The sequence below is a fragment of the Nocardiopsis oceani genome, from assembly GCF_054777395.1.
This window is the reverse complement of sequence record NZ_BAAHAR010000019.1, coordinates 16,987-42,198: the sequence shown is the minus strand read 5'-3', so window position 1 is coordinate 42,198 and position 25,212 is coordinate 16,987. Positions and strand designations below refer to the sequence as shown.

9 protein-coding genes are annotated in these 25,212 nt (G+C 72.3%); 4 read left to right on the top strand and 5 right to left on the bottom strand.

Translation table 11 applies throughout. The annotated features are described in order from the left end of the window. Nucleotides 1-18: 18 nt before the first annotated feature. The gene (locus ACYVDG_RS12825) at nucleotides 19-804 is read right to left on the bottom strand and encodes a DeoR/GlpR family DNA-binding transcription regulator (protein WP_460750354.1); all 786 of its coding nucleotides are present in this window, start codon (nucleotides 802-804) and stop codon (nucleotides 19-21) included. Nucleotides 805-1,177: 373 nt separating this feature from the next. Here ACYVDG_RS12825 and ACYVDG_RS12820 point away from each other — a divergent pair, with 373 nt between their 5' ends. From ACYVDG_RS12820 to ACYVDG_RS12805, 4 genes are all read left to right on the top strand, one after another. Continuing rightward, on the top strand, nucleotides 1,178-2,191 hold the full coding sequence (locus tag ACYVDG_RS12820) for an ABC transporter substrate-binding protein (RefSeq protein ID WP_460750351.1): 1,014 nt from the start codon (nucleotides 1,178-1,180) through the stop codon (nucleotides 2,189-2,191). Nucleotides 2,192-2,335: 144 nt separating this feature from the next. Then, on the top strand, nucleotides 2,336-3,670 hold the full coding sequence (locus tag ACYVDG_RS12815) for an ABC transporter ATP-binding protein (RefSeq protein WP_460750349.1): 1,335 nt from the start codon (nucleotides 2,336-2,338) through the stop codon (nucleotides 3,668-3,670). Then, the gene (locus ACYVDG_RS12810) at nucleotides 3,667-5,442 is read left to right on the top strand and encodes an ABC transporter permease (RefSeq protein WP_460750346.1); all 1,776 of its coding nucleotides are present in this window, start codon (nucleotides 3,667-3,669) and stop codon (nucleotides 5,440-5,442) included. The genes ACYVDG_RS12815 and ACYVDG_RS12810 overlap by 4 nt, the downstream gene beginning before the upstream one ends. A 105-nt stretch (nucleotides 5,443-5,547) precedes the next feature. Then, nucleotides 5,548-6,351 carry an HAD-IIA family hydrolase gene (locus tag ACYVDG_RS12805; RefSeq protein ID WP_460750343.1) on the top strand — a complete coding sequence of 268 codons (804 nt, stop codon included), beginning with the start codon at nucleotides 5,548-5,550 and terminating at the stop codon, nucleotides 6,349-6,351. A 21-nt stretch (nucleotides 6,352-6,372) separates the two neighbouring features. Here the strand turns inward: ACYVDG_RS12805 and ACYVDG_RS12800 are convergent, their stop codons facing one another. From ACYVDG_RS12800 to ACYVDG_RS12785, 4 genes are read right to left on the bottom strand one after another with little or no spacing between them, the layout of a single operon-like run. After that, nucleotides 6,373-7,164: an alpha/beta fold hydrolase gene (locus ACYVDG_RS12800; RefSeq protein WP_460750340.1), complete on the bottom strand. Its 792-nt coding sequence runs from the start codon at nucleotides 7,162-7,164 to the stop codon at nucleotides 6,373-6,375. Nucleotides 7,165-7,188: 24 nt separating this feature from the next. Next, nucleotides 7,189-13,374 carry a type I polyketide synthase gene (locus ACYVDG_RS12795; RefSeq protein WP_460750337.1) on the bottom strand — a complete coding sequence of 2,062 codons (6,186 nt, stop codon included), beginning with the start codon at nucleotides 13,372-13,374 and terminating at the stop codon, nucleotides 7,189-7,191. A gap of 34 nt (nucleotides 13,375-13,408) precedes the next feature. After that, entirely contained in the window at nucleotides 13,409-16,780 is a 3,372-nt protein-coding gene (locus ACYVDG_RS12790; protein WP_460750334.1) for a type I polyketide synthase, read from the bottom strand. Then, the gene (locus tag ACYVDG_RS12785; protein WP_460750331.1) at nucleotides 16,780-24,900 is read right to left on the bottom strand and encodes an SDR family NAD(P)-dependent oxidoreductase; all 8,121 of its coding nucleotides are present in this window, start codon (nucleotides 24,898-24,900) and stop codon (nucleotides 16,780-16,782) included. The genes ACYVDG_RS12790 and ACYVDG_RS12785 overlap by 1 nt, the downstream gene beginning before the upstream one ends. Between the last annotated feature and the right edge of the window lie 312 nt (nucleotides 24,901-25,212).

The following is a 25,212-nucleotide window of genomic DNA, read 5'->3' as shown; positions in this document are numbered from 1 at the left end:
GGTCGGGCCCCTGGGGCCTCAGCGGGTGTCGGGGCCCGCCACGAGCAGGCCTACTCCGCTGTTCACCAGCGACGCGGCGAAATCCTCCGGTGGTTCCTCGTCGGTGATCAGAAGGTCCACCGCTGACAGCGGCGCGGTGGCGAAGTCGGCGATCACGCCGAGTTTGGTGCGGTCGGCGACGACCACGACCGAACCCCGGGTCTGTTCGATCATCAGGCGGGCGATCTCCCCCTCCCACGGGGAAGGGGTGCTCAGGCCGCTCACGGGGCTGATCCCGTCCACGCCCAGAAAAGCATGGTCCGCGTGCATTTGTCGGATGTGCTGGTTGGCCAAGGGGCCCACGAGGGAATTGGACTGCGCGCGGTACGTACCGCCGACCACGATGAGTTCGTTGTCCGACCAGGAATGGGCGAGGGCGGCCGCGTTGCTGGTGATGACCCGCAGGTCAGCGCGTTCAGCCAGGCACCGTAACACGTGGCGGTTGGTGGAACCGCTGTTGACGAACACCGTTTCGCCGGCCTCGGCGATGGTGGCCGCGAGGTAACCGATGCGTTCCTTGCCCTCGCGCTGGCGCTGGTCCTTGTCGGAGTACTCGGGCTCGCTGTTCAATCTCTGCGTGATGATCCCGCCACCATGGGTGCGCTCCAGGGTGCCTTCGGATTCCAACAGGGCCAGATCCCGGCGGATCGTGACGTCGGAAACCGCCAGTTCGTTGCTCAACACCGAGACACGGACCGCTCCGTTCTCCCGCAGCCGGTCCAGGATCCGCTTGCGCCGCTCGGCGGGTATGGCCTCGCGCGTCATCGACAGTCCTCTCTGCCCGAGTCGTCCGGTGGCGGCCACCCGCATGTCCGGGTAACACGACCGACATGAACTCATCACACTTTCGCTAATGAACGAAAGAGTACGCGAATGTATGTTTCCGCACCTTTAACCCTTGACGCAACCAGGGCTACCTGCCTATGGTCCGAAATCCGAACACAACCGAACAGGTAGCGAACCGGGCTTCCTATCCAGAAGGCACGCTGTGCCGGCATGCGACCCAAGTTCCTATCCGCTGGCTGAACAGCGCCTGTCCCGTTCGGGGTGCCATGGGCATCCGCGCGATCGCGTGAGTGCCCGGATGGTCCGGAAAGCGGCCGCACCCGCCATCCGGGCCGTATCGAGAGGAGCGCAGATGAACAAGGGCTTGCGGTTAACAGCCGCCTGCGGAGCGGTGGTACTGGTCAGCACGGGCTGCGGCGGATTCGGCGGAGACACCGAGGTGATCAGCTTCTACTCCCCCGAGACGCCGGACATGACCCAGGAAATGGCCGACGCGTTCATGGAGGAGCACGACTACACGGTGGAGGTGAACTACTCCGGCACCAACGAGCTCGTGAACCAGATGATCGCCGAGTCCGACAACCCTCAGGGCGACCTCTGGTACGGCGGCGGTGGCTGGATGCCGTTCGAGAACGCGCTGGACCAGGGCATCATCGAGCCCTACACCCCCACCACCGTCGAGGACATGGACGCGATGCAGGGCGACATCGCGCTGCGCCAGGAGGACTGGGGCTGGACCGGCGCCGAGCTGTTCGTGCTGGGCCTGGCCTACAACCCCGACGAGGTCTCCGAGGACGAGCTGCCCCAGACCTGGGCGGACCTGGCCGACGACCGCTGGGCGGGCGAACTGCAGTTCCCCAACCCGGCCGCCTCCGGCACCGCCACCCTTCTGGTCCTCAGCCAGCTCATGGAGATGGGTGAGGAAGAGGGCTGGGAGTACCTGGAGACCCTGGCCGACCACGCCACCGCCATCCCCGACTCCGGCGGCGCGCCGACCGAGGCCGTGACCACCGGGGAGGCCAACATCGCGGTGGGCTACGACTTCATGGCCTACCAGCACGAGGACCGCGGGGAATCGGTGGACTTCCACATCCCCGAGGAGACCCCGGTCCTGGTCAACCCGGTCGCCATGGTCACCGACGGGCCCAACCCCGAAGGTGCAGAGGAGTTCATCGACTGGATGCTGTCCACCGAGGGCCAGCAGATCCGCGCGGACTGGTTCCACATCCCGCTGGACGACGAGGTGGAGTCCCGCACCCCGATCACGCTGGACCAGGTCGAGGAGCACGCCCAGGAACTGGACGTGGACTGGGTGGTCGACAACTACGACGACGCCCGCGACGAATGGAACGAACGGATCGGCTAGGGCGTGTCCCGCGGACACGCCCCGCGGGGGCTGACCGATTCGGCGCCACCGGTGTCGGCCGCGGTCCGACCGTTCGGTCGGGTCGCGGTCGGCACCGCCTCTGCGGGAACCACCCCGCCTCAGCAGCAGCCAGGAAGGTAAACGATGGTAGCCGTCAGCCTGCGGAACCTGTCTAAGAGCTTCGGTTCGGGAGCCAACGCGACCGTCGCGGTCGACGACGTGAACCTGGAGATCGAGGAGGGCGAGTTCTTCGCGCTCCTAGGTCCTTCGGGTTGCGGCAAGACCACGACCATGCGCTGCGTGGCCGGATTCGAACGCCCCACCCAGGGTGAGATCTGGGCCGGGGAGCGGCTCATCAACGACGTTCCGCCGCACAAGCGCGACACCGGCATGGTGTTCCAGAGCTACGCGCTGTTCCCCCACTACGACGTGTTCCAGAACGTGGCCTACGGCCTGTTGATGCGGGACCTGTACAAGGGGAAGGTCCGGGCGTTCGCCGGCCTGTTCAGCAAGCGCGCCGCCCGCTCGTCCGCCGACATCCGCCGACAGGTGAACGAGGCGCTGGAGCAGGTCGGGCTGACCGGCTACGACCGGCGCCAGGTGAGCCAGCTGTCCGGCGGCCAGCAGCAGCGTGTCGCGCTGGCCCGCGCGCTGGTGCGGCGCCCGGCCGTGCTGCTGATGGACGAGCCGCTGTCCAACCTGGACAAGAACCTGCGCATCCAGATGCGCACCACGATCCGCGAGATCCAGCGCGAGGTCGGTATCACCACGATCTTCGTGACGCACGACCAGGAAGAGGCCATGGGCATGGCCGACCGCATCGCCCTGATGCGCGACGGCCGCCTGGAGCAGGTGGATACACCCACCGTCCTCTACGCCCGGCCCAATTCGGCCTGGGCCGCCCGCTTCGTGGGCTCCTCCAACCTCGTGGACACCACTGTGGAGCGCTCCGACGACACCCGCACCGAAGTGGTGCTGGGCGGCCGGAACATTCGCATCCCCGCCTCCGAGGCCGTCGTCGGCGAGAAGGTGCGGCTGCTCATGCGCCCCGAAGCGCTTTCGGTGCAGGCGGCGACAGACCCCAACCAGAACGCCGAGAACACGTTCCCCGGCACCATCGCCGATCTCACCTACCTCGGCCCCAACATCTCCTACACCGTGGACATCGGCGCGGCCGGCGGCGCTTCGGTCGTGCCAGCGGAGCCTACGGGGAACAAGGCCCCGGGCGCAGCGGCCGCCGAAGACGCGGCCCAGGACGACAAAGACCCGGACGGCAAGGCCACGGACACCGAGGCGCTGGACGAAGCCGAGGCGCTGGAAGCTGATGCGCTCGCAGCAGCGGACGACCCGGTCGCCAGCCAGCTCATCGAGGTCACCGACACCTTCCGCGGCGCCGACGCGCTGCTGGACGTCGGCACCCCGGTACAGGTGGCCATCGAACCGAACCGAATCACCTTGGTTGAGGAGGGTTCCTCGTGAGCACGGCCGTGGCCGATCCCCCCGAGGGTCGGGAGTCCAAACCGGGGTCGCCGCCGACGGGCAGAAAGCGGCGCCAGCGCTCGTTCCACGTGGACCTGCTGGCGTTCTTCCGGGTCCTGGTGCTGGGCTTCTTCACGCTCTTCCTGATCATCCCGCTGCTGTCCATGGCGGTCGTGGCGTTCACCGGCGAGACCGTGAACATCTTCGGCTCGATCGTGGACCCCGAAGTCCGCGCCCAGAACATCTCCGACCTCGGCGGTGCCTCCCTCGCCACCTTCATCGACGTCGTGGGGTCGGCGCGCAACATGGAGGCGTTGCGCAACAGCCTGCTGCTGGCACTGGGCGTCTCGCTGCTGGCCATGGTGCTGTGCACGCCGATCGCCTACGGATTCGCCCGCACCGAGATGCCGTTCAAACGCACGCTCGGCGTTCTGTGCACGATCCCGATGGTGGTCCCCACGTTCGCGGCCGCGGGCGGCTTCATCACCATGTTCGGCCAGGCCGGCTGGGTCACCACCATCTGGCAGGCGATGGGCGGCGAGGGCCAGCTCATCAGCCCGTACTCCATGACCGGGCTCGTTCTCGTCCTGCTGTTCTTCCTGTTCCCGTTCGCGCTGTGGCCGATGGTCGCGGCGTTCCGGATCAGCAACGCACAGGTGGAGGAGGCGTCGGCCAGCCTCGGCGCGCGTTCGCTGACCACGTTCTTCACCGTGACGCTCCCGCTGGCGCTGCCGTCGCTGCTGTCGGCGCTGCTGCTGATCTTCGCGGTGACCTTCAGTGACTTCGGTGCCGCGATCATCCTCGGTATCGACGGGCTGAACCTGATCGTGGTGCAGGCCTACCGCGAGATCGCCGGCTTCTTCAACTGGGCGGCGGGCTCCGTACTGGTCATGGTCATGGTCGTGGTCGTGGCGCTGTTCTTCGCGCTGCAGCGCCTCGTGCTGCGCGGACGCGACTACGGCACGCTCACCGCACGCGGGCACCAGGCCCCCCTGGTCCGCCACCGCGGCCTGTGCATCAGCCTGTCGGTGTTCACCATGGCCTTCACCCTGATCCCGGCCCTGGCCCTGCTGTCCGTGCTGGCGCTGTCCTTCGCCACGACCTGGCGCGGCTCGCTCCTGCCGGACGCCTGGACCACCGCGCACTACGAGCGCGTGCTCGACCGGTCCTGGGGCGTGATCGCCAACAGCCTCACCCTGGCGGGCGGCGCGCTGCTGATCGCGCTGTTCGTGGCGGCGACCGTCGCCTACTACACGGTCCGCCACCGCTCGGCCGGGCTGGACTTCCTGGCGACGATGCCGCTGATCGTGCCGGGTATCGCGCTGGCGCTGGCGCTGATCCAGACGTTCAACTCCCAGCCCTTGGCGCTGTACGGAACGGCCGGGCTCCTGGTCATCGCGTACGCGATCCGGCGGCTGCCCTACATGCTGCGTCCGACGGTCGGCGCCATGCAGGCCATCGGCACCGATGTCGAGGAGGCGGCGCGCAGCCTGGGCGCCAACCGCATCACCGCCGTGATGACGACGGTGCTGCCGCTACTGCGCCCCGCGCTGTTCGCCGGAGGCATCCTCGTGTTCGTCACGGTGCTGAAGGAAACCAGCGTCACTGTGCTGATCGCTCCGTCCGGCTGGGAGCCGATGAGCCGGGACATCTTCGACAACCTGCTGCGGGGCGAGCGCTACCCGGCGGCGGCGATGACGGTGATCCTGCTGGTGATCGTGATCAGCTTGCAGCAGGTCGCCTACCGGTTCAGTCGCAAGTCGCTGTACTGACCGGCTTCCAGTACCCACCGCGGACGACGATGTGCCGCCCGCACCGAAGGCGGGCGGCACATCGCATGTGGAACACAGTGTTGTTATGGAACAGGGGGCAGTGCAATGCCCGGCCTCATCGTCGACCTGGACGGCACCGTCTATCTGGGGGAACACCTCATCCCGGGCGCCGACTCCGCCCTGGCCCGGCTGCGCGCGGCCGGCCACCGGACCGTGTTCGCCACCAACAAGTCCGTCGCCCGTCCCAAGGACTACGTCGAGAAACTCACCGCGATGGGGATCCCCACCGCCTTGGACGAACTCGTGACGGTCAACGAGGTCCTGGCCCAGCACCTGGTGCAGCGGTTAGGCCCGGACCAGCGGGTCCTGGTCGTCGGTGAGGCACCGCTGCACGACGAGCTGGCGGCCGCGGGCCTGTCCACGACCACGCGGTGGGACCGGGCGGACGCGGTGGCGATGGGGTGGGACCGGGACCTGCACTACTCCGCGTTCAACGCCGCGTTCCAAGCCGCACGCCGAGGCGCCTACGTCGCCGCCACCAATCCGGATGCCACCTGCCCGGTGGAGGAGGGCGAGCTGCCCGACTGCGGGGCGCAGATCGCCGCCTTGGAGGCGGCGCTGGGCCGGGAGGTGGACGCCGTGGTGGGCAAGCCCTCCGTGACGATGGCCCGCGCGGCCACGGCGAAGCTGGGCCTGCCCCCGGAGCGGTGCTGGATGGTCGGGGACCGGGTCAACACCGACGTCCGGATGGCCAACGAGGCGGGCCTGTCCTCGGCGCTGCTCCTCAGCGGGGTTGCCACACGGGAGCAGGCCGCGGAGAGCCCGTGGCGCCCGGACCGGGTGTGCGCCGACCTCGCCGAGTTCACGGCCTGGTTCCTGGCGGAGTACCCCGAAGGCCCCGAAGCCTAGGCAGGGCCGGGGTTCCAGCGGTCACAGCGGTCGGGTGAGCCACTCCTTCAGGGTGCGGATCCACGGGTCGAAGGTGTCGAGGTGGGCGTCGTGGGAGGCACCGGGGAGGTCCACACGGTGGGTGGCGGGGCGGCGGGCGATCAGGGCGTCCCGCTCGTCCCCGGGGAACATCCCGTTCTCGGCGAAGACCGCGAGGGTGGGCACCGCCAGGCTCTCCCACTCGGACCAGCGGGGGTCGCAAACTGCGCGCAGCGCCCCCTCCATCACGCCGGGGTCGAAGCGCGGGCTCAGGCCCTCAGCGGTCTCCTCGAAATCGGACACCCAGGCCTCGGTGATCGGGCGCTCCCCCAGGAAGTCGCGGGCCGCCTCGGCGCTTGGGAAAGGCGCGGGCCAGGAGCGGAAGAAGTCCCCGAGCCGGGCCGCATCGTCCGGATTGCCGCCCTGAGCGTGGCCCTCCAGCATCACCAGCCGGTCCACCAGGTCCGGTCGGGCCGCCGCGGTGAGGAAGGCGGTGTGCGCGCCCATGGACTGGCCCACCAGGTGCACGGGTCCCCCGGCCAGTTCCTCGATCACCGCGACGGTGTCGGCCACGAAGGCCTCGCGGGTGACCTCCCGGGGGTGCGTGGTGCTGTGGCCGTGCCCGCGCTGGTCCACCAGGAACACGCGGAAGAGGGGCGCCAAGGCCCTCGCCGTGGGCAGGAGCTCGCCCGCGCTGCCAGCCAGGCCGTGCAGGAGCAGGACCGGCGGTCCCGCCCCGGCGGTGTCCAGGACGTGCAGATCCGTGCCCTCGCGGCGGATCCACCGCGAGGGCACCGCAACCCCTTTACTCACAGCTACTCACAGATCCCTTTCGGCGAGCCAGTCGTGCAGGGCACGGGAGACCATGTCCACGTGTCCCTCCAGCATCGAGAAGTGGTCACCGGGTACACGCAGAACCTCGTGCTCCGGCTCCCAAGTGAACGGCGGTACCTCCCGGCCCTGGAGGTCGATGGTGGGCTCCTCGGGCCGCAGCACCACGGTGGGGGTCCGCACCGGTGAGGGCAGCCATTCGCGGAACAGCTGCAAATAGGCGCCCATCGCGGTCATACGCACGCCGTCCATGATGCCCAACGACTCGCCGCGCTCGACCACGCCGGCCTCGATGGTCGGCAGCGCCGCGTCGTCGGTGGGATAGGGCGGATCGAGCAGCGCCATCGCCTTGGGACCGACCCCCTCGGCTTCGAGGCGTTCGAGGACCGCGTGGGTCACCCAGCAGCCCGACGAGCGCCCGACCAGCACGAACGGCCGGTCACCGACGATGCGCGCGACGGTGCGGGCCTGGACCCGGGCCACCGCGTCCACGGTGGCGGGCAGGGGTTCCCCGTCGACGAACCCGGGCTGGGGCACCACGTCGACGGCCCGCAGCCCCCGGACCCCGGCGGCGAACCGGGCGTACTCCTGCACACCCGAGATCATCAGGATCGACGGCAGGCAGACGAACAGGGGTGACTCGGCGCCCTCGTCCTTGGCGAGGTGCACCGGGGCGGGCGGTGTGCGCAGGTCTTCGGGACCGGTGAAGGTGGGACGCACGTGCGCGGCCGCCGCCACCAGGTCCAGGCCTTCGGCGACCCGTCCGTTCGCGCAGCACGCCTTGAACAGCTCCACCAGTCCTTCTCCGACGGGCGCGGCCGCCTGCTCCGCGGCGGGGCGTTCGGTGTCCCCGCCCTGCCGGTCCAGGAGTTCGGCCAGGTGGCCAGCGACGACGGCCGGGGTGGTGTGGGTGAACACCAGTCCGGCGGGCAACCGCAGACCGGTCGCCGTGTTCAGGTGGTTGCGCAGCTCCACGGCGGTCAGCGAGTCCATGCCCAGTTCCAGGAAGGCGTCCTCGGGCTGGAGGTTGCCGATGCCCAGAACGTCGGCGGTGTGGCTCAGGACCGCGGCCAGGAGCAGTTCGGCGCGTTCGGCCGGACCGGCGGCCGCGAGCTGTTGGCGCCCGTCGGCGGCGGGACGGCTGCCCGCGCGGCGCCGGGGCGGGCGGACCAGGCCCCGCAGCATCGGCGGGACCTCCCCGGTGCGGGAGGCGCGGGCCCGGACCCCGGCCACGTCCAGGGGCATGGGCACCACGTGGGGCCGGCCGGTGGCCAGCGCGGCGTCGAACAGGTCGAGGCCGTGGTCGGTGGTGACCGGATCGGCCATGCCCTGCCGGGCGAAGCGCTGAACGTCGACGTCGTCGAGTCGGGCGGTGGAGGCGCTGCGCAGCTCCCACATCCCCCAGGAGAGCGACGCCGCCGGCATCCCCTGGCGGTGGCGGTCGTGGGCGAGTGCGTCCAAGAAGGCGTTGGCGGCTCCGTAGTGGCTCTGGCCCGGGTTGCCCAGGGTCCCCGCCACCGAGGAGAAGAGCACGAACGCGGACAGGTCACGGGTGAGTTCGTGCAGGTGCCAGGCGGCGTCGACCTTCGGGGCGAGGACGCGGTCGATGCGGTCGGTGGTGAGCCCTCCGATCACCCCGTCGTCGAGTGCGACCGCCGCGTGCACGACGGCGGTCAGGTCGGGGACGGTGTCGAGCAGGCGGGCGAGTGCGTCACGGTCGGAGGTGTCGCAGGAGGCGACGGTGACGGTGGCGCCGCGCGCGCCCAGGTCCGCTTCGAGTCCGGCGGCGCCCGGCGCCTCCGCCCCGCTGCGGCTGACCAGCAGAAGGTCGCGCACCCCGTGCCGGTCGACCAGGTGGCGGGCGATCTCGCCGCCGAGGGTGCCGGTGGCCCCGGTGACCAAGACGGTGCCGCCGCCGAAGTCGATCCCGTCCTTCTCCGGGCGCCGCACGCGGGTCAGGCGCGGGGTGAGGATCTGGTCGTCCCGGACGGCGGCCTGGGATTCGCCGCCGGTCAGAGCGGCGAGCAGGGTGGGGGTGGTACGCCCGGCGTCGTCGGTGTCCACGATCGCGAACCGGCCCGGGTGTTCCAGGGCGGCGGAACGGGCGTACCCCCACAGGGGCGCGTACGGCAGGTCGACCTGCGCGTCGGGGGTGGTGGCCACGGCTCGGCAGGTGAGCAGGGTCTGCCGGGCGGCCTCGGTGCGGGGGTCCGCCAAGAGGGTCTGCGCCTCCGAAACGGCGCGCCCGAGCACGTCGTGCGCCACCCGAGGCCCGGAGGCTCCGGTGACGGAGAGGAAGGGCAGCAGGACGTTGTCGGGTACGGGGGCGCCGTCGTCGAGGGCCGCGACGAGCGCCGCCGCGTCCTCGTGGACCCGGACGCTGTGCCCAGCTGCGGTGAGGGCGGCGGCGGTGTCGAGGTAGTCGCCGCCGACGACCGCCCACACCGGGCCGCCCCCGGTACCCGCGCCGGCCGTCGCGCCCGTGGCCGTCGGCGCCCAGTCGACGGTGAACAGGTCGTCGCCCGCCCTGCGGAGGCCTCCGGGGTCGGCGGCGCGCAGGACCAGTGAGTCGACGGTGGCGACGGGTGTGCCGGTGGTGTCGGTGAGCAGCATCGCGACTTCGTCGGCGCCGATGGGCCGGACCCGTACGCGCAGGCGGGTGGCGCCCGCGGCGTGCAGTGTGCTCCCCGTCCAGGAGAACGGCAACCGGGTCGCGCCTCCGCCGGAGGGCCCGAGGGCGATCGCGTGTTGGGCGGCGTCGGCCAGGGCGGGGTGCAGACCGTAGTGCTCCGCGCGGTCGCCGGCTCCGTCGGGCAGGGCGACCTCGGCGTACACGTCATCGCCGAGCCGCCAGGCGGCGGTGAGCCCTTGGAAGGCCGGTCCGTAGGCGTACCCCGCCTCGGCCAGGCGGGGGTAGAGGTCGTCCACGGGGACCGGAACGGCCTCCGCGGGGGGCCAGGCGGTCAGGCCCTCCCCCGGCGGAGCGGTCTCGGGGGCGAGGGTCCCGGTGGCGTTCCGGACCCAGGGGCGTTCGCCCAGGTCGGGGGCGCCGGGGGTACTGGCGGGGCGTGAGTGCACGGTCAGGGCCCGGCGCCGCTCCTCGTCGGGGGCGCCGACGGTGACCTGGAGCTGAACGGCACCGCGTTCGGGGATCTCCAGTGGCTCCTGGACGAGGAGCTCCTCGATGCGCGGACTGCCGGTGCGCTCTCCCGCGTTGTTGGCCAACTCCAGGAAGGCCGTTCCGGGCAGCAGGTTCGTGCCGAGGGCGGCATGGTCGGCCAGCCACGGGTGCGTGCCGCGGGAGAGCCGCCCGGTGAACAGGGTGGCACCGGTATCGGCCAGCGGAAGGGCCGCACCCAGGAGCGGGTGGTCCTCAGTCTCCAGCCCGGCGGAGGCCGCATCGCCCCCGGCGCGGGTACCGGTGATCCACAGGTGCTGGCTTTGGAAGGCGTAGGTGGGCAGGTCCACCACGCGTGCGGCGCCGCCGAACACGGTCGACCAGTCCACGGTGACGCCGCTGGTGTGGGCGTGGGCCAACGCCAGACGGAACCGGTCGAGGCCGCCTTCGTCCCGGTACAGCGTGGGGATGGCGGCGGCGTCCGCGCCGGCCTCCTCGAAGGTCTCCCGCATCGGCAGGCTGAGGACGGGGTGCGGGGCGATCTCGATGAAGCGGGTGTGGCCGGACCGCAGGAGCTCGTCGACGGTCTCGCGGAAGCGCACGGTCTCGCTCAGTGCGGCATACCAGTAGTCGGCGTCCATGGGCACGTCGAGGGGCCCGGCGGTGCGCGGGGAGTACACGGGGATGTCGGGCCGGCTCGGGGTGATGTCGGCCAGTGCGGCGGTGAGGCCCTCGCGGACGGGTTCGGTGCACGGGGTGTGGGAGGCGAAGTCCTTGGCGATCACCCGGGCCATGACCCCCTGCTCCTGGTACTCCTTCACCACTCGGGCCACCGTTTCCCCGTCCCCGCCGACCACCGTGGTGCCGGGCCCGTTGTGGACCGAGATGTACAGGGGCCAGTCTTGGTCGGCGATGTGGTCCCGGACCGTATCGGCGCCGAGGGCGACTGAGGCCATGGCCCCGGTACCGGCGAGGTCGCGCACGGCGCGGCTGCGCTCGGCGATGACCTTGGCGGACTGCTCCAAGGTGAGTGCGCCGGCGATGTGGGCAGCGGCGACCTCGCCCTGGGAGTGGCCGACCACGGCGTCAGGGTGCACTCCGTGGGATTTCCAGAGGGCGGCCAGGCCGATGAGCATCGCCCACAGCACTTGGGGGACGACGTCCACGCGCTCCAGTGGAGGTGCGCCTTCCCGCCCGTGCAGCACGTCGGTCAGGGACCAGTCGGTGTGGGGTGCCAGTGCCCGGTCACAGGCGGCGATCCGCTCGGCGAAAACCGGCGAGGTGTCGAGCAGTTCCCGGGCCATGTCGGCCCACTGTGCGCCCTGGCCGGGGAAGACGAACACGGTGCGGCCCTCGCCCGCGGTACGGCCGGACACGGTGGCCGGACCCTGTCGGCCGTGCGCGAGGTCGTCGAGTCCGGACAGGAGCGTGTCGCGGTCGCTACCCAGGGCGGCGGCGCGGTGGGGGAAGGCGGTGCGGGTGGTGGCCAGCGACCAGCCCGCGTCGACCGGGTCGAGGTCGGGGCGGGCGGTCACGTGGTCGCGCAACCGGGCAGCCTGCGCGGCCAGCGCGGCCTCGGTGCGTGCGGAGAGCACCCAGGGCAGCGGACCGTGGCCGGTGCCCGTGCCGCTCCGGGCCCGGCCGGTGCCCGCGGCCCCGTCCCGCTCGGGTTCGGGCGCCTGCTCCACGATCAGGTGGGCGTTGGTACCGCTCACCCCGAACGCGGAGACCGCCATCCTGCGGGGGCGCCCGGTGTCCGGCCAGGCGCGCTGTTCGGTGAGCAGCCGCAGACCCCCGGCGGACCAGTCCACGTGCGGGGTCGGTTCGTCGGCGTGCAGGGTGCGCGGCAGGGTGCCCGCACGGATCGCCATGATCGCCTTGATGACCCCGGACACTCCGGCGGCCGCACCGGTGTGTCCGATGTTGGACTTGAGCGATCCCAGCCACACGGGGTCGCCTTCGTCGCGGTCGGCGCCGTAGGTCGCCAGCAGGGCGTTGGCCTCGATCGGATCCCCCAGGCTGGTGCCGGTACCGTGCGCCTCCACCGCGTCCACGTCGCCTGGAGTCAGCCGGGCGTCTTCCAGCGCCTGCCGGATGACGCGCTGCTGCGCGGGCCCACTGGGCGCGGTCAGCCCGCTGCTGGCCCCGTCCTGGCTGACCGCGCTTCCGCGCAGCACCGCCAGGATTCGGCGGCCGTTGCGGCGGGCGTCGGAGAGCCGTTCCAGGACCAGGACCCCCGCGGCCTCGCCCCAGCCGGTGCCGTCGGCGTGGGCCGAGAACGCCTTGCAGCGCCCGTCCGGTGACAGGGCCCGCTGGCTGCTGAACGACACCCAGGAGGACGTGTCGGTGTAGACCGTGCTGCCTCCGGCCAGGGCCAGCGAGGACTCGCCCGCCCGCAGCGACCTCACGGCCAGGTGCAGGGCGACCAGGGAGGAGGAGCAGGCGGTGTCGACGGTGACGGCCGGCCCTTCCAGGCCCAGGGTGTAGGAGACGCGCCCGGCGGCCACGGCGGGCATCGTTCCGGTCATCCGGTAGCCGTCCAGGCCGTCGGCGGCCGTCTGGACGGGGGGCCCGTAGGTCTGGCCGACCACGCCCATGAACACCCCGGCGGGGGTGGAGTGCAGGCTGGCGGGGTCGATCCCCGCGTGTTCGAGGCCCTCCCAGGAGACCTCCATGATCTTCCGGTGCTGCGGGTCCATGGCGAGGGCCTCACGGGGGTTGATCCCGAAGAAGCCCGGGTCGAAGTCCCCCGCGCCGTCGAGGAAGTGGGAGTGGCGCACGTAGGTGCGGCCCGATGCCTCGGGGTCGGGGTCGTACAGGTGCTCCAGGTCCCAGTCCCGGTCCGTGGGGAACTCGGCGAGGGTCTCGCGGCCGTCGGCCACCAGATCCCACAGTCCCCCCGGGGAGTCGACGCCGCCGGGGAAGCGGCAGCCCGTGCCGACCACCGCGATGGGTTCACGGGCGCGATCCTCCAGTTCCTCCACGCGCCCGTGCGCCTGGCGCAGGTCGACCGCCATCTTCTTGACCAGATCGCGGAACTTGTTCTCGTTGGTCATCGCTGCGTCCGCCCTCGAATCTCGTTCCTGCCGGTCAGGAGATGCCGAATTCCTGGTCGATGAGGTCCAGGAGCTGGTCGTCGCTGGCCTCGTCCAGGTCGGCGCCCTGGTCGGGGCGGTCGTCCAGACCGCGCAGCAGACCGCGCAGGCGGTCGCCGAGCTCCGCCCGCGTGGCGCCGTCGACGTCGCCGCCGTACACCGCCGCCTCCAGGCGTTCCAGCTCCGTCAGCGCGGGAACCGGTGGCGTTTCGGCGTCCGCGTCGGCGCGGTCCAGTTGTTCGACGAGGTGGCGGGCCAGGGCCAGCGGTGTGGGGTGGTCGAGGACCACGCTCACGGGCAGTTCGAGGCCGGTCAGGGCGTTGACGCGGTTGCGCAGGCGGACGGCGGCCAGGGAGGTGCCGCCCGCGTCGAGGAAACCCCGGCGGGGTTCGACCGTGCTGGCACTGGGATGGCCGAGGAGGGCGGCGGTCTCCTCCCTGACCATGGCGAGGGCGGCGTCTTCGCGTTCCTCCGCCGACAGGTTCGGGGACCGTTCCCAGCGCACGGGCGCCTCGGCCCCGGAGGTATCCGGTTCCGCTGCGGCCGTCGGCGCCGGTGCAGGCGCTCCGGTGTGGGCGGGGTTGACGCGCCAGTACCGCTGGCGCTGGAAGGCGTAGGTGGGCAGGTCCACCACGCGCGCGGCGCCGCCGAACACGGTTGGCCAGTCGACTGGCAGCCCGTACGTGTGCGCCTCGGCGAGAGAGGTGAGGAAGCGGTCCAGGCCGCCCTCGTTCCGGCGCAGCGTACCCAGGACCACGGTGTCGGACAGACCCGCGGACTCAGCGCACTCCTGGAGGGCGATGCTCAGTACCGGGTGCGGTCCCGCCTCCACGAACACGTCGTGCCCGCTGGCGAGCAGGTTGTGCACGACCCGGCCGAACTCGACCGGCTCGCCGAGGTTGCGGTACCAGTACTCGGCGTCCAGCTCACCGGCGCCCACCGGTTCTCCGGTGAGGGTCGAGTACATGGGGATTTCGGGCCGGCGCGGGACGACCCCGGACAGCGCGGTGGTGAGGGTGGCGCGCAGCCGTTCCACGTGCGGCGTGTGGGAGGCGTAGTCCACGGCGATCATGCGCGCTTGGACCCCGGCCTCCTCGTATTCCTTGACCAGAGTGCGGACGGCTTCGGGCTCACCGGCGACCACCGTGGCCGACGGGCTGTTGACCACCGCCACGTGAACCCGGTCCGCCAGGTCGGCCAGGTCGGCGCGGACCAGGTCGGCGGGGCGGCCGACGGAGGCCATCGCACCCGTGCCGGACAGTTCGAGCACGGCCCGGCTGCGCAGAGCCACGACCTTGGCCCCGTCCTCCAGGGACAGCGCACCGGACACGCAGGCCGCCGCGATCTCGCCCTGTGAGTGCCCCACCACGGCGGCTGGGCGCAGCCCGTGGGAGATCCACAGCCGGGCCAGGGCGACCATGACCGCCCACAGCACCGGCTGGACGACGTCGACACGCTCCAGTGAGGCGGCGCCGGGGCTCTGCCGCAGGACGTCGGTCAGCGACCAGTCCACGTACGGCGCCAGCGCCTCCTCGCACTCGGCGATGTACCCGGCCAGTTCCTGGGAGGAGTCCAGCAGTCCTACGGCCATCCCGGGCCACTGGCCGCCCTGCCCGGGGAAGACCAGGACGGGTTGGCGGTCGGGGGCCGCGGTACCGGTCACCACGTCCGGGTCGGGACGCCCCGAGGCCAGCGTGTCGAGCCGGGCCAGAAAGGTGTCCCGGTCCGAGGCCAGGACGGCGGCACGGTGGTCGAGGGCGGAGCGGGTGGTGGCCAGGGACCAGCCCACGTCCACGGGGTCGAGTTCGGGGCGTTGGCCGACGTGGTCGCGTAGCCGGGCGGCCTGCGCGGCCAACGCGGCCTCGGTGCGGGCGGACAGCACCCAAGGCACCAGTCCGCCCGGGCGGTCCGCGCTGGGGCCGCTGCCCTCAGCGGCATCGCTCCGGCCGGGGGCCTCGGCCCCTGCGCCCTCCGCCTCCGCGTCGCCGGTGACGGCGTCCTCGGGTCGGGGCGCCTGCTCCACGACCACGTGGGCGTTGGTACCGCTCAGCCCGAAGGAGGAGACCGCTGCGCGGCGGGGACGGCCCGTGCCGGGCCAGGTGCGCGCCTCGTTCAGCAGCCGCATCGACCCGGAAGACCAGTCCACGTGCGGTGTGGGTTCGTCGGCGTGCAGGGTGCGCGGCAGGGTGCCGTGCTCAAGCGCCAGCACCAGCTTGATCAGTCCGGCGATCCCCGCGGCGGCCTGGGGGTGGCCGATGTTGGACTTGAGCGAACCGAGCCACAGGGGCCCGTCCCGGCCCGGCCCGTAGGCGGCCGCGAGGGCCTGCGCCTCGATGGGGTCGCCCAGGGTGGTGCCGGTACCGTGCGCCTCCACCAGATCCACGTCACCCGGTTCCAGCCGAGCGTCGGCCAGGGCCTTGCGGATGACCCGGGTCTGCGAAGGCCCGTTGGGGGCGGTGAGTCCGTTGGAGGCACCGTCCTGGTTGACGGCCGCACCGCGGATGACGGCCAGGACTCGGCGGCCGTTGCGGCGGGCGTCGGAAAGGCGTTCCAGCATCACCGCGCCCACGCCCTCGGAGAACCCGGCACCGTCCGCTCCGGCACCGAAGGCCTTGCAGCGCCCGTCGGCGGCCAAGCCCCGCAGATGGGTGAACTCGGTGAGCGCCCCCGGGCCCACCATGACGGTGGTGCCGCCGGCGATGGCGAGGGAGCACTCCCCTGCACGCAGCGCCTGCACGGCCATCTGCACGGCCACGAGGGAGGAGGAACAGGCGGTGTCCACCGTCAGAGCCGGTCCGGTCAGGCCCAATGCGTAGGCCACGCGCCCGGAGACCGCGCTGCCGGTGGTCCCCGTCATGGCGAACCCGTCACCGGGGGCCTGGGTGAGCGAAGGCCCGTACTCCTGGGTGATGGCGCCGACGTAGACCCCGGTGTCGCTTCCGGCGAGGCTGTCGGGGCCGGTCCCGGAGCGCTCCACGGTCTCCCAGGCCACCTCCAGCATCAACCGCTGCTGCGGGTCCATGGCCTCGGCCTCCCTCGGCGAGATACCGAAGAACGCGGGGTCGAAGGCTGAGGCGTCGTCGAGGAAGTAGCCCTGACGCATTACCGAAAGCGGGGCGTCACCGGACTGCCCGGTCAGGGCGGAGATGTCCCAACCGCGGTCCTGGGGCAGCGGGCCGACCACGTCGTCACCGCGCTCCACCAGGTCCCAGAGGTCCTCGGGGGAGTTGACCCCGCCGGGCAGGCGGCAGCCCATGCCCACGACGGCCACGGGCTCCGGTGGCCGCTCAGTCTCCTCCCGCAGCCTGGAGTTCTCCTTCATCGCGGATCGGAGCGCCGCCACGAGGCGTTCGTTGTCGTGAGACATCAGTTCTCCTGTCCACCCGGGGTTGTGGGGCCCTGGCCGTGCAGTGCCAGGTTGACCAGGTCGTCCACTTCCATCTCGTCGATCTCACCCTGTTCGGCCTCCTCGTCGAACGGGGCGGTGCTTGATGTGTTCTGGCCGTCTCCCTCCTCGGGCGGACCGGCCTGTTCGGCCTGACCGGGCAGGAGGAGGTCGGTGACCAGGCGCGCCATGGCACGCGGTGTGGGGTGGTCGAACACGGCGGTGGCGGGCAGGCGCAGACCGACGGCTTCTCCCAGCCGGTTGCGCAGCTCCACCCCGGTGAGTGAGTCCAGTCCCAGGTCGGTGAAGGGCCGGTCCGCTGCGACCCGGGCTGCCCCTTCCTCCCCGTGGCCCAGGACCACGGCCGTGTGTGTGCGGACCTCGGCCAGCAGCAGCCGGGCGCGCTCGGCTTCGGGCAGCGCGGCGAGGCGTTCGGGGGCGAAGGCACTGCGCCGACCGGGGTCCTCCGGTTCGGGGCGGCTCTCGGCCGCACCCGAACCGCCGGTGAGCGCACGCAGCACGTGCAGGTCGGGGCCGTTCTCCAGATCCAGCAGGGCAGGCACGACGACCGCCCGGTCCAGGTGCAGGGCGGTGTCCATGCAGGCGAGCGCCCGGTCGGCTGGCATGGGAAGGAGGCCGCCGCGCCCCAGGACCGCCATGTCGGCTCCGTCCAAGTGGCCGGTCATACCGCTGGCCTCCGCCCACAGGCCCCAAGCCAGGGAAGTACCCGGAAGTCCCAGGGTGCGGCGGTGATGGGCCAGCGCGTCACAGAACACGTTGGCCGCGGCGTAGTTCGCCTGCCCCGGGTTGCCGAGCACCCCGGCCACGGAGGAGAACAGCACGAAGGCGCCCAGATCCCGGTCCGCGGTGAGCTCGTGCAGGTTCCACGCGGCGTCGACCTTGGGCCTCAGTACCCGTTCGAGCTGCGCGTCCGTCATGGTCGGCACGGTGGCGTCGTCGAGCACACCGGCGGTGTGCACCACTCCGCGCAGCGGCCGGTCCAGGGAGTCGAGGAGACGGGACAGCTCCGCCCGGTCGGCGGCGTCACAGGACCGTACGTCGACCTCGGCGCCCAGCGCGCGCAGCTCCTCGCTCCGCTCGTCCTGCCCCTCGGCGGCTTCACCGCCGCGGCTGACCAGGGTGAGGTGGCGTACCCCGTACCCGGCGACCAGGTGGTGTGCCACCCGGTGGCCGAGGGTTCCGGTGCCCCCGGTGACCAGGACGGTCCCGTCCTGGGGGAAGGGTGCCGGGAGGGTCAGCACCGTCTTGCCGACGGTCTCGCCGCGCTGCAGGGCGCGGAAGGCGGTTGTGGCGTCGCGCACACCGTGGACGGTGACGGGTGCGGGCTGCAGCGCCCCAGACTCGAACAGTTCCAGGACCCGCTCGAGCATCTGCCCGATCCGTTCGGGGTCCACGTCCGGCAGGCTGAACGCCTGGTAGCCGCGCCCGGGGTGGGAGGCTGCGACCTCGTCCTGCGAACGGATGTCGGTCTTGCCCATCTCCACGAAGCGGCCCCCGGGTCCGCCGCTCTCCGTGGGCGTGCGCAGCAACCGCAGGGAGGCGTCCACCGCTTCGCCGGTCAGCGAGTTCAGGACCACGTCGACGCCGCGGCCGTCGTTGGCTGCCCGCACACTCTGCTCGAAGTCCAGGGTCCGCGAGGACGCCAGCCGGTCCTCCGACAGCCCGTACTCGGACAGCACCGACCACTTGTGCGGACTGGCCGTACCGAACACCCGCGCCCCCATGTGCTGGGCGAGCTGCACGGCGGCCAGACCCACGCCGCCGGCCGCCGCGTGCACGAGGACGCTCTCCCCCGGCCGCAGCACCGCCAAGTCGACCAGGCCGTAGTAGGCGGTCAGGTACACGACCGGGACCGCGGCGGCCTCCTCGAAGCTCCACCCCTCGGGGATGCGGGCGAGCCTGCGCCGGTCGGCGACGGCCAAGGGCCCGAAGGCGCCGTCGAACATGCCGGTGACCCGGTCGCCCGGGGCGAGGTCGGTGACACAGGCCCCGGCCTCCACGACCACCCCGGCACCCTCGATGCCCATGCCGGTCTCGCCCTCCACCAGGCCCAGGCCGACCACGACGTCGCGGAAGTTCACCCCGGCGGCGCGCACCGCCACACGCACCTCGTGCTCGTCCAGCTCAGCCGTGGCCTCCGGAGCGCTCAGGTACGACACGCCCTCCAGTGACCCCGCCTTGGAGGTGTCCATCCGCCAGGCGGTGCCGGGAGGGACCGCTTCCCCGTCTTCGACGGCGTGGTCCAGGCGCGGGACCAGCACCCGGCCACGACGCAGCGCCACCTGGGGTTCACCCAGGCCGACGGCGGCGGTCAGGGCGCGGTGCGAGTCCTCTGAGCCGTCAGAGTCCACCAGGATCAGACGGTCGGGGTGCTCGCGCTGGGCCGCGCGCAGCAGACCCCACGCGGGCGCGGCGATCAGCCCGCTGAGCGGATCCTCCGGCAACGCGATGACGGAACGCCAGGTGACCAGGGCCAAGCGGGCGTGCGTGAACCGCTCGTCGGCCAGCCAGGTGCGCACCGCAGCCAGAGCCGCGCGCAGTCCCTCGTGCACGGATTCGGGAACCTGATCGGGCCCGGCGTAGGCCACAGCGGCGGGCAGCTCGGTGTAGACCACGTCCGGAACCGACTCCATCTCCGGGGTGATGTCGGCCAGCCCGACCAGTCCGGTGGGCGGTTCCGGGTCCGGGTCCGTCACGGACACCCGCTCCCAGCGCACCTCGTAGAGGCCGGGTTCCTCACCCGGTGCAGGCGGAAGCCCCTCCGCGTCGATCGGGCGGAGCGCCAGCTCGTCAACGGTGACGACCGCCGAACCGTCCTCGGCGGCCCCGGTGAGCCGGTACCGGTCGCCGCCCAGCGGCTCCAAGGCCACCCGGAGCCGGGTGACCGGCGCTCCGGAGCGCTCGGCGAACCGGACCCCGGACCAGGCGAAGGGAACCTGTGCGGATGCCTCCGGATCCCCGTCGGCGAGCAGGACCGCGTGCAGGGCGGCGTCCAACAGCGCGGGGTGGGTGCCTTGGAAGGGCCCGGAGCGTTCCTGCCCGTCGGGCACCGCCACCTCGGCGAACAGCGTGCCTGAGCCCCGCCACAGGGAGCGCAAACCTCGGAACACGGGACCGTAAGTGTAGCCGCGCCGCGCCAGCCGGGCGTAGTCCGCGCCCGGTTCGAAGCCCTCGGCCACGGCGCCCTCCGGCGGCCAGGACAGGACCCGGGACGCGTCGGGGTTACCTCGGGGTTCCAGCAGCCCGGAGGCGTGCCGGGCCCACCCGTCCGCGGCCTGGGCCCGAGAGTGCACGACCACACCGCGACGCCCCTTCCCGTCGGGTGCGGCCACGGCCACCTGCAGGCGGGTGGCCCGGCCCCGCGGCAGGACCAGCGGCGCCTCCAACGTCAGATCCGCCACGTCATGGGCGCCGACCCTGGCTCCGGCGTGGGCGGCCAGCTCCACCAGGGCGGTCCCCGGCAGGACGGTCCGGCCCAGCAACCGGTGGTCGAGCACCCAAGGGTGCCCGGTGTCGCCGACGCGGCCGCCGAACACCATTCCCCCGTCGACGAGGTCGAGTCCGTCGTCCAGCAGCGGCTCCGGTTCGGGCGCCGGCTCCGAGACGACGGGCACTGCGGCCTCGACCCAGTGCCGGCTCCGGTCGAAGGGGTCGTCGGGAACGGTGACCGGAGCGCCTTCGTCGGCCACACCCTCCAGGACCAGGTGGGCATTGGTGCCGCTGATCCCGAACGACGACACCGCCGCACGGCGCGGCCGACCGGTGTCCGGCCACGCCTCCCCCTCGGTGAGCAGACGCACCCCGCTGCCGCCCCACTCGACTTCGCCGGTGGGCTCGTCGGCGTGGAGGGTGCGGGGCATGCGGCCGTGCCGCAACGCCTCCACGGTCTTGATCACCCCGGCCACACCGGCGGCGGCCTGGGCGTGCCCGATGTTGGACTTGAGCGACCCCACGCGCAGATCGGCACCGTCGTGCTCCGGGCGCTCGTTGCCGTAGACCGTGATGAGGGCGCGCGCCTCGATGGGATCGCCGAGCCTGGTCCCCGTTCCGTGTGCTTCGACGGCGTCGACGTCGGACGGCACCAGGTCGGCATCGGCCAGCGCTTGGCGGATCACCCGCTCCTGGGCCTCCCGGTTGGGGGCGGTGAGCCCGTTGCTGGCACCGTCGGAGTTGACGGCGCTGCCCCGGACGAGCGCCAGAACGGGGCGCCCGGCGCGACGGGCTCGGGAGACCCTCTCCAGCAGCAGCATTCCGGCGCCCTCGGCCCAAGCGGTTCCGTCGGCGCCGGCACCGAAAGCCCGGCACCGCCCGTCCGGGGACAGTCCCCGTTGGGCGGAGAACTCGAGGAACATGCCGGGGCCGGCCATGACGGTGGCCCCGCCGGCCAGTGCCATGTCGCATTCGCCGCGCCTGACCGCGCCGGCGGCCTGGTGCAGGGCCACCAGCGAGGCCGAGCAGGCGGTGTCGATGGTCAGGGCGGGGCCGTGCAGACCGAGCACGTAGGAGATGCGCCCGGAGGCCACGCTCAGCGTGCTGCCGGTGAGCCGGTAACCGCCGTCGGTACCACTTCCCGCGTCCGCCAGGCGCGGCCCGTACTCGGTGGGCATCGCGCCGACGTACACCCCGACCTGACTCCGGCGCACGTCGTCGGGGCCGAGCCCGGCACGGGCGACGGCCTCCCACGAGGTCTCCAGCAGCAGGCGCTGCTGGGGGTCCATGGCGTCGGCCTCGCGCGGACTGATCCCGAAGAAGCCGGCGTCGAAGAGGTCGGCGTCGTACAGGAAGCCGCCGCGCTGTGTGTAGGTACGGCCCGGTGTACCGGGCTCCGGGTCGTAAAGGCCCGTCAGGTCCCAGCCCCGGTTGTCGGGGAAGGGGCCGGTGGCGTCGGTGCCCTCGTCGACCAGCCGCCACAGCTGTTCGGGGGTGCGGACTCCGCCGGGCAGACGGCAGGCCATCGCGGTGATGGCGACCGGGTCGTCCTCGTCCGGTACCGGACGGCCGGGGCGTGCCGCCACGCGGCGGTCCGCGGAAGCGGGGGCGGGCCGGGCGTCGGCGGCCGGTGCGTGTCGGGGGGCGCGGACCGGTGCACGCTCCAGCTCGGCGGCCAGGAAGTCCACCAGCCGTTCGGGGTCGGGGTGGTCGTAGAGCAGGGTGGAGGCCAGCTTCAGCCCGGTGACCGTGGACAGCCGGTTGCGCAGCTCCACCGCCAGCACGGAGTCGAAGCCCATGTCGCGGAAGGTGGTGCCCTGCTGCTCCGGGTCCAACTCGTCGGCGCCGAGAAGGCGTGCGGCGTGCTCACCCACCAGGGCGACGAGGTCCTCGCGGTCCCATACGGGCAGGTCGGAGGCGGCCTCCCCGCCGGTCTCCCCGCCGGTCTCCCGGTCCGGTGCGGCGGTGCCCGGGACCCCGGCCCGCCCGGTGGTCCCCGGCTCGGCAACGGGTCCGTCCGGCCACACCCGCGTGCGCTGGAACGGGTAGGTGGGCAGGTCGATCACGCGCGCCCCGGTCCGTTCGAACAACCGCCCCCAGTCGACGTCGACGCCGGCCGTGAAGGCTCGGGCGATACCGGTGAGGAACTGCTGGGCGCCGCCTTCGTGTCGGCGCAGGGTCTCCAGGACCTGCCCCTCGGCCCCGGCGCTCTCCAGAATCTGTTCGATCCCGAAGGCCAGCACCGGGTGCGGGCCGACCTCGACGAAGGTGTCGTGCCCCCGCTCGACCAACGCTCCCACCGTCTGGGCGAACCGCACCCGGTTGCGCAGGTTGGAGTACCAGTAGCCGCCGTCCAGCGGGGTGCGCGCCGTGTCCAGTTCGCCGCCGGTGAGGGTGGAGAAGAAGGGGGTGTCCGCCGCACGGGGCCGCACCCCGTCCAGGTGGTCCAGCAGCCGGTCCCGGATCCGCTCCACGTGCGCCGAGTGCGAGGCGTAGTCGACGTCCACCAAGGCGGCCCGCAACCCGCGCTCCTCACACGTGCGGACGGCGTCGCGTACCGACCGGGGCCCGCCGGACATGACCACCGACGCGGGACCGTTCACCCCGGCCACGTGCAGGTCGCTGTAGCGCGCCGCCAGGTCCTCCGCGTCGGACTCGGATATCCCGAAGGAGGCCATCGCCCCCGTTCCGGCCAGGCCGCGCAGAGCACGGCTGCGCAGCGCCACCACCCGGGCCCCGTCATCCAGGGACAGCGCACCGGACACGCAGGCCGCCGCGATCTCCCCCTGCGAGTGGCCGACCACCGCCGAGGGCTCCACCCCCAGCTCCGACCACACCCCGGCCAACGAGACCATGAGCGCCCACAGCACCGGCTGGACCACGTCCACGCGGGTCCCCGGGCCCGTCACCGTCGGGGCCTGTTCCTCGCCGCGCAGCACCTGGGTCACGGACCAGTCCACGTAGGGGTCCAGCGCGCGCTCACACTGGCGCAGCCGCGCCGTGAACATCCGCGACAGCACACCTCGCCCGTCCAGCAGGTCCCGCGCCATCCCGGCCCACTGCCCGCCCTGGCCGGGAAAGACCAGGACCGGTCCGGGCCGTTCGCGGTCGGTGTTGGGCGCGGCGGTCGGGCGCACCGACTCGAGGTCGTGGGCGGCGCTGCCCCCGGGGGCCAGGATCACCGCGCGGTGCTCGAAGACGGCACGGGTGGTGGCCAGGGACACGCCCACGTCCTCGGGGCGCACCCCCGGGCGCGCGGACACGAAGCGGTGCAGTGCCGAAGCCTGGTCGCGCAACGCCTGCTCGGAGCGCGCGGACAGCACCCACGGCACGGGGTCGAGGTGCTCGTCGCCGCCGGGGGCGCTTTCCGACCTCCGGGGCGGCGGGCCCAGCACCAGGTGGCAGTTGGTGCCCCCCATCCCGAACGACGAGACCCCCGCGAACGGTGCTTGCGCGGGCCAGGGCTCACGGGTCACCTGCGGGGCCAGCCGCAGCCCGTCCATGTCGATCTCCGGGTGGGGGCGTTCGTAGTTGAGGCTGGGCGGCAGCTGCCCGTGGGACAGGCTCAGCACCACCTTGAGCAGGCCCACGATGCCCGCCGCGCCTTCCAGGTGGCCGATGTTGGTCTTGACCGACCCCACGCGCAGCGGATCGGTACGGGTGTCGGCGAACACGGCGCCGAGCGCCGCCGCCTCCACCGGATCACCGGCCCGGGTCCCGGTACCGTGCAGCTCCACGTACCCCACCCGTGCCGGGTCCACCCCGGAGCGGGTGTGTGCGGCCCGTAGCACGGTGGCCTGTCCCTCGACCTCGGGCCCGGACAGCACCCGGGTCCGCCCGGAGTTGTTCACGGCGCCGCCGCGCAGTACGGCGTGCACGCGGTCGCCGTCGGCCAGGGCGCGGTCCAGGGTCTTCAGGACCAGTACGGCCCCGCCCTCACCCCGGACGTAGCCGTTGGCACGGTCGTCGAAGGTGTAGCAGCGCGCGTCCGCGGACAGTCCGCCGAACCGGTCGACGCTGTCGGTGCTCTCCGGTACGAGGATGAGGTTCACCCCGCCGGCCAGCGCCAGGTCGGACTCGCCCCGGCGCAGGCTTTCAGCGGCCATGTGCACACTGACCAGCGAGGAGGACTGCCCGGCGTCGACGGTGAGGCTGGGGCCGCCCAGGCTCAAGGCGTAGGAGACCCGGTTGGCGATCATGCCGCGCTGGGTCCCCGCCAGGCTGTGGTGGCTGATGGCGGCGCTGCCGGACCGCTGTCGCAGCAGTGCGTAGTCGTCGGCGATGGCACCGGTGAACACCCCGGTGCGGGTGTCGCGCAGCGAGTCGGGGGCCCGGCGGGAGTTCTCCACGGCCTCCCAGCTCAGTTCGAGCATGAGGCGCTGCTGCGGATCGGTCGCCAACGCCTCGTCCGCGGACATCCCGAAGAAGGCGGCGTCGAAGTGTTCGGCGCGGTCCAGGTACCCGCCCCAGCGTTCGTCCCGTGCATCGGAGGGCTCCCCCAGCCGCTCGGGCGGAGCACCGATCGATTCACGGCCCTCGCACAGCAGACGCCAGAAGGCATCGGGTGTGGTGGCACCGGGGAGCCGGCAGGACAGACCCACCACGGCCACCAGGTCGTCGGGCCTCGGGGGTGCCTGCGTACCCGTCACCATCGTCGCCTCCGCTACTCGCTTTCCGCGCACCCCTGAGCGCCGCCCCGCCAGCGTGCCCCGTAGAAGGCAAGCGGCGCGATCGTCCAGTGCAAATGCACGGCCCAAATGACTTCTATGCAGGTCAGGAAGGAATTGCTAGGTCGGTTGTGTCCGATTCGCACACGGCCAGGAGGTTACACCGGAGGCCTCGGCGGTCGGCGCGGAGGGAGGGGGTTTCCGAATCCCGGGAACACAGATATCACCCGCCGCCAAGAAAGTTTTGGTCAACAAACGCCTGGATCGTATCCGCCGCTCACGACACATGACAACAAA